Origin of the sequence: uncultured Aureimonas sp., assembly GCF_913775355.1 — a bacterium.
In the GTDB taxonomy this organism is placed as follows: domain Bacteria; phylum Pseudomonadota; class Alphaproteobacteria; order Rhizobiales; family Rhizobiaceae; genus Aureimonas.
This window is the reverse complement of record NZ_CAJYIU010000285.1, coordinates 1-5,733: the sequence shown is the minus strand read 5'-3', so window position 1 is coordinate 5,733 and position 5,733 is coordinate 1. Positions and strand designations below refer to the sequence as shown.

The window sequence follows — 5,733 nt, the reverse complement described above, 5'->3', positions numbered from 1 at the left end:
CGAGCCGGTCGCCCACGACGAGGAACGGCGGGGCGAAGGGGATATGATTTCCGATGCCGGTTTCCAGGATGCGCAGCATGGCGGGCACACCGCCGCCCTCCGCCTCGTCGAGGCGTGCCATGTCGCGATAGGGCGCTTCGGCCGCTTCCAGCACTAGGCGCGGGAACTCGCCGCGGCCCTGGATGCCCGGCCAGTAATAGAGGTCGTAGCGTTCGCTCATGGTGTCGGTCTCCGGTGGCGGATCGACCCGAAAGCTTGCGCCGCCGGGATCGAGTTAAATGGAGAACGCGCCCGAAACGAACGAAGCCGGCCCTGAGGCCGGCTTGGGAACTTGCGCTGTCGGGGCCGGTCAGGCCGCGAGGATCTCCGGCTCGGGCGCCTTCGCACCCGTCATCAGCGCCACGGCATCCGACATCGTGATCGACTTCGGGTCGACCACGCACAGGCGCTTCGAGAGCCGATGGATGTGGATGCGGTCGGCGATCTCGAAAACGTGCGGCATGTTGTGTGAGATCAGGACGATCGGCAGGCCGCGCGCGCGCACCTCGAGGATGAGGTCGAGAACCTTGCGAGATTCCTTGACGCCGAGCGCCGCGGTCGGCTCGTCGAGGATCAGGACCTTCGAGCCGAAGGCCGCCGCGCGTGCCACCGCGACGCCCTGGCGCTGGCCGCCCGACAAGGTTTCCACCGCCTGGTCGATGTTCTGGATCGTCATCAGCCCGAGTTCGGACAGCTTCTCGCGGGCGATCTTGCGCATGCGCGGCTTGTCGAGCATGCGCAGATAGGAGCCGAGCGGCCCCTGGCGGCGCAGCTCGCGGCCGAGGAACATGTTGTCGGCGATCGAGAGGGCGGGCGAGAGCGCCAGCTGCTGGTAGACCGTCTCGATGCCGGCATCGCGCGCGGCTTGCGGGTTGGCGAAGGTGACGGGCTTTCCGTCGAGGCGGATCTCGCCGGCGTCGGGCGTCACCGCGCCCGACAGGGCCTTGATGAGGGTCGACTTGCCGGCGCCGTTGTCGCCGATCACGGCGAGGATCTCGCCGGGATAGAGGTCGAAGTCGGCGTTGTCGATCGCCACCACGCGGCCGTAGCGCTTGTTGAGGCCGCGGGCCTGGAGAACGGGTTGGGTGCCGTACTGAACCATTACGCCGAGACCTTTCTGATCCACTGGTCGGCCGCCACGGCCAGAATGATGAGAGCACCGACGGTTAGGCGTGTCCACTGCGGATCGGTGCCGTAGATGCGCAGTCCCATGGCGAAGACGCCGACGATGAGCGCGCCGACCAGCGTGCCGAGCACGGAGCCGCGTCCGCCGAAGAGCGAGGTGCCGCCGATCACCACCGCGGTGATCGCCTGGATGTTGGCCTCGTAGCCCGAGGTCGGCGAGACGGAGCCGATGCGCCCGATCAGCGCCCAGCCGGCGAAGGCGCAGATGAGACCCGACACGGCGTAGACCGAGATCAGCACCTTGTTGGAGCGGATGCCCGACAGGCGCGCGGCGTCCTCGTCGTCGCCGATCGCGTAAACGTGGCGGCCCCAGGAGGTGTAGTTGAGGATGTAGTAGAACAGCGCGACGAGGATGAGCACGCTCACGACGGCGTAGGTGAAGATAGCGCCGCCGAGCTGGAACGTGTTGCCGAGGAACTGGAGGAGGGGCGCCTGCGCCTCGACATCCTGCGCCCGGATCGTCGCGTTCTGGGTGTAGATGAAGTTGATCGCCTCGTAGACGAACCACATGCCGAGCGTGACGATGAAGGGCGGCAGCTTCACCTTGGCGACGAGCACGCCGTTGATCGCGCCGCAGAGCGTGCCGACGGCGAAGCCGACGAGGATCGCGATCGGGGCTGGGACGCCCATGCCGACCGCGAGGTTGCCCATGATCACCGAGGACAGAACCATGATCGCGCCGACCGACAGGTCGATGCCGGCGGTAAGGATGATCAGCGTCTGCGCGACGCCGACGATGCCGACGATCGCGACCTGCTGGAGGATCAGCGTCATCGTGAAGGCATTGAAGAAGCGCTGGCCGATCAGGAGGCCGAACACCATGATGCCGAACAGGAGGACGATGATCGGCACCATCGTCGGGTTGCCGTGCAGGAAATGCTGGAGATGCTGCAGCGGGGTCCGGCCGTGGCCGGAGAAGTCGGCGACGCGCGTATCGCTCTTGGCGAGGCCGGATTCGAAGTCGCTGCCCTTCGTGGACGTGGTGTCGCTCATGGAACGAGGCCTCCCGGGGGCTGATGGCCGGTTCTGGCGCCGGCGTGCGCCTGGTGGATCCCTTGAGCGACACGGGTGGCCCGTCGGGACGAGAAAGCGATGGGCGCGTGGGCGCTCAACGTCAGAACGGGAAGCCCGGAGGCTTCCCGCAGTCTCAACGGGGGATCAGCCCCAGCAGGCCTTGGCGGCGGCCGTGGTGTCCATCGACTTCACGCCGTCCGCCGGCTTGTCGGTGACGAGGTCGACGCCCGTGTTGGTGATCTCGAGACCGGCCGAAGCCTCCGGCTTCTTGCCGCTCTCGGCGAAGGTCTTCACCGCCTCGACGCCCATCGACGCCATCTTCAGCGGATACTGCATCGAGGTCGCGCCGATCACGCCGTCCTTGACGTTGGCGACGCCCGGGCAGCCGCCGTCGACGGAGACGATCGTCACCTTGTCGGCGAGGCCGAGGCCCTTCAGCGCCTCGTAGGCGCCGGCCGCCGCCGGCTCGTTGATCGTGTAGACGAGGTTGATCGTCGGATCCTTCTGGAGAAGGTTCTCCATGGCCTGACGGCCGCCTTCCTCGTTGCCGTTGGTCACGTCGTGGCCGACGATGCGCTTGTCGTCCTCGTCGCCGACGACGTCCTTGTTCTTCACGTCGATGCCGAAGCCCTGCATGAAGCCCTGGTCGCGCAGGACGGCGACGGAGGGCTGCTGCGGGGTGAGGTCGAGGAAGGCGATCTTCGCGTTCTCGGCTTCTGTGCCCATCTTGGCCTTGGCCCACTGGCCGATCAGGACGCCCGCCTCGAAGTTGTCGGTCGCGAACGTCGCGTCGGCGGCGGAAAGCGGCTCGAGCGGGGTGTCGAGCGCGATCACGATGAGGCCGGCGTCGCGAGCCTTCTTCGTCGAGGAGGCGATCGCCTTGGTGTCGGAGGCGGCGATCAGGATACCCTTGGCGCCGGCCGCGATGCAGCTCTCGATCGCCTGGACCTGGCTGTCGTGGTCACCGTCGACGCGGCCCGCATACGACTGCAGGTTGATGCCGAGCTCCTTCGCCTTGGCCTCGGCGCCTTCCTTCATCTTCACGAAGAACGGGTTCGTGTCCGTCTTGGTGATGAGGCAGACGGTCATCGGCGACTGGGCGGACGCGCCGGCCGTCATGGCGGCGAGACCGAGAGCGCCGAGCGCGGCGGATGCAAGAAAACGACGAATGGCCAAGGACGATCTCCCGAAACTGGATGCGACGCCCGTCATGGCGTCCCGTCGGGCGGCTCTCCTCGTCCGCGCCGAACAGGGAGCATCCAACAGCCTCGGGTTATACCTGTCAATCGATAACTCACGAAGATTTATTTATTGACAGGTTTTTCCTGTTGGTGAAGGTTGATCTATCGCCGCCCGGTCCGGCGGCCAGGGGACCCTATCCATGAACGATGCGAACCTGCCCGGCCTCGAGTCGCCGGCTGGCTCCGTTCGCGAAGCAACCGACGAGCGCCTACGCGGCTCGAATCAGGCGGGCCTGCGCGCCCACAACGAGCGGGCCGTACTGTCCCTGATCCGACGGCACGGCGAACTCGCCAAGTCGCAAATCGCACGCCTGTCCGGTCTCTCGCCGCAGACGGCCTCCGTCATCATGCGCTCGCTGGAGGCGGAGGGGCTGGTGCTCGCGGGCGAGCCGCGGCGCGGCCGCGTCGGCCAGCCGTCGGTGCCGATGCGTCTCAACCCGGATGGCGCCTTCGCCTTCGGTCTGAAGCTCGGGCGGCGCACCAGCGAGATCGTTCTGATGGATTTCGTCGGCCAAGTGCGCGATTCGCGCGACGTCCTCTACCGCTTCCCGCGCCGCGCCGAGATCCAGTCCTTCGTCGAGCGCGGCGTCGCCGATCTGCGCGCCGGCCTGCCGCCGGCCCTTCGCCGGCGCATCGCCGGGCTCGGGGTCGGCATGCCGTTCGAGCTCTGGTCCTGGGGCGAGGCCAACGGCGCGCCGGCCGGCGAGATGGAGGAGTGGCGGCATCTCGACATGGCGGGCGAACTGGAGACCCTGACCGGCGAGGCGGTCTACATCGCCAACGACGTGACGGCCGCCTGCGGCGCCGAGCAGGCGTTCGGCACGATCGATTCGGCCGACTACATCTACTTCTTCGTCGGCGCCTTCGTCGGCGGGGGCATCGTCATCGACGGCACGCTCGTCTCGGGGCGCACCGGCAATGCCGGGGCGCTCGGCTCGATGCCGGTGCCCGCGCCCGGCGGCGGTCGTCACCAGCTGATCCATGCCGGCTCGATCCATGTCCTGGAGCGCCGCGTCGAGGAAGCCGGGCGCTCGGCGGTCGAGCTTTGGCGCAAGGACGCCGACTGGACCGGGCTCGGGGACCTTCTGGAGGCCTGGATCGCGGAAGCCGCAGAGGGGCTCGCCCATGCGATCGCGTCGGCCGTCTCGGTCTACGACTTCGAGAAGGCGGTGATCGACGGCAGCTTTCCCGCCTCGGTGCGCGCCCGTCTGACGGAGGCGACGCGGCAGGCGCTCGGCCGGATCGACCTGCAAGGACTGCCGCCCGTCGCGGTCGTCGAGGGCACGATCGGCCGTGCGGCCCGCGAGGTCGGCTCGGCGAGCCTGCCCTTCTTCGCCAAATTCTTTCTCGACCACCGCGTGCTGCTCGCCGACCGCTGACAACGCAGCGCCACGGGCCGCGCCGGTCAACGGCTATTCGATCTTGCGAATGCGCCCGTCGGTCGAGGCGGTGTAGGGCGAGCGGCCGTCCTGGAGATAGGCGACCACGGCGTCCTCCATGTTGGGCCCGAAGTCGTAGGCGTTCTCGGCCTTCGTGGCGAACACGGCGTAGCCGTCGCCGCCCTGGCGCAGGAAGTTGTTGGAGACGACCGTGTAGGTCGCGGCCAGGTCGATCGGCTGCCATTCGCCGGCAGCCGACTTCACGCGCACCGCCTTCACGCGGTCGACGCCCGCCTTGCCCTTGCGCGACCAGTCGAACTGGAGGCCCGCCACCTGCGGGAAGCGACCGGCACCCTCCTCGACCTGGCTGACGCCGTTCTCCAGCGCCGCCTTGATGTCGGCCCCGGTCAGCTGGAAGGTCGCCAGCGTGTTCTGGAAGGGGAGGACCGTCAGCACCTCGCCCATGGTGATCGGCCCGGCGTCGATCGAGGCGCGCACGTTGCCGCCGTTGCCGATGGCGATCGTGGTGCCCTGGTCCTTGGTGCGGTCGAGGATCGCGTCGGCGACGAGGTTGCCCATCTGGCATTCGGCGACGCGGCAGGTGTCGCGCTGGCCGTCGATCGGGGCGGCAGCTTCAGCGACCACCTTGGCCTTGATCTCCTCCAGCGGCTTGGCAAGCTCCGCGACGCGCGCCTTGATCGCCGCATCCTCGGGCACCGAGGCGTCGAGAAGGATCGGCGCCCCGTCCGCCTTCGTCACGCGGCCTTCGTCGTCGAAGGAGACGGTGAGCTTGCCGAGATATTTCGAATAGGCATAGGCCTGGACGATCGGAACGTCGCGCCCGTCCGGTCCCTTCACCAGCGTCGGGTAGGGAC

At 68.0% G+C, this 5,733-nt stretch carries 5 protein-coding genes and 1 pseudogene; 1 reads left to right on the top strand and 5 read right to left on the bottom strand.

Features of this window, described 5'->3' with window-relative positions:
• The 4 genes and pseudogenes from QZ753_RS17130 to QZ753_RS17115 all read right to left on the bottom strand — a co-directional run.
• Nucleotides 1-220: pseudogene (locus QZ753_RS17130) on the bottom strand (glutathione S-transferase); the annotation flags it as partial.
• Between the two features lie 129 nt (nucleotides 221-349).
• Nucleotides 350-1,141: an ATP-binding cassette domain-containing protein gene (locus tag QZ753_RS17125; protein WP_294645371.1), complete on the bottom strand. Its 792-nt coding sequence runs from the start codon at nucleotides 1,139-1,141 to the stop codon at nucleotides 350-352.
• On the bottom strand, nucleotides 1,141-2,217 hold the full coding sequence (locus QZ753_RS17120; RefSeq protein WP_294645369.1) for an ABC transporter permease: 1,077 nt from the start codon (nucleotides 2,215-2,217) through the stop codon (nucleotides 1,141-1,143). The genes QZ753_RS17125 and QZ753_RS17120 overlap by 1 nt, the downstream gene beginning before the upstream one ends.
• 165 nt (nucleotides 2,218-2,382) lie before the next feature.
• Nucleotides 2,383-3,408, bottom strand: coding sequence for a sugar ABC transporter substrate-binding protein (locus QZ753_RS17115; RefSeq protein WP_294645372.1), 1,026 nt, complete (start codon nucleotides 3,406-3,408; stop codon nucleotides 2,383-2,385).
• A gap of 211 nt (nucleotides 3,409-3,619) precedes the next feature.
• Here QZ753_RS17115 and QZ753_RS17110 point away from each other — a divergent pair, with 211 nt between their 5' ends.
• Nucleotides 3,620-4,858, top strand: a complete 1,239-nt coding sequence (locus tag QZ753_RS17110; RefSeq protein ID WP_294645368.1) for an ROK family transcriptional regulator — start codon at nucleotides 3,620-3,622, stop codon at nucleotides 4,856-4,858.
• Nucleotides 4,859-4,891: 33 nt separating this feature from the next.
• On the opposite strand, the gene QZ753_RS17105 is transcribed toward QZ753_RS17110, so the two are convergent.
• Nucleotides 4,892-5,733, bottom strand: an 842-nt coding sequence (locus QZ753_RS17105; protein ID WP_294645367.1) for a 5'-nucleotidase C-terminal domain-containing protein, incomplete at its 5' end; no start/stop codon positions are given.

Excerpts from the sequence above, each read along its gene's own strand:
- QZ753_RS17125 (WP_294645371.1), bottom strand. The coding sequence starts at position 1,141 with ATGGTTCAGTACGGCACCCAACCCGTTCTCCAGGCCCGCGGCCTCAAC.
- QZ753_RS17120 (WP_294645369.1), bottom strand. The coding sequence starts at position 2,217 with ATGAGCGACACCACGTCCACGAAGGGCAGCGACTTCGAATCCGGCCTC.
- QZ753_RS17110 (WP_294645368.1), top strand. The coding sequence starts at position 3,620 with ATGAACGATGCGAACCTGCCCGGCCTCGAGTCGCCGGCTGGCTCCGTT.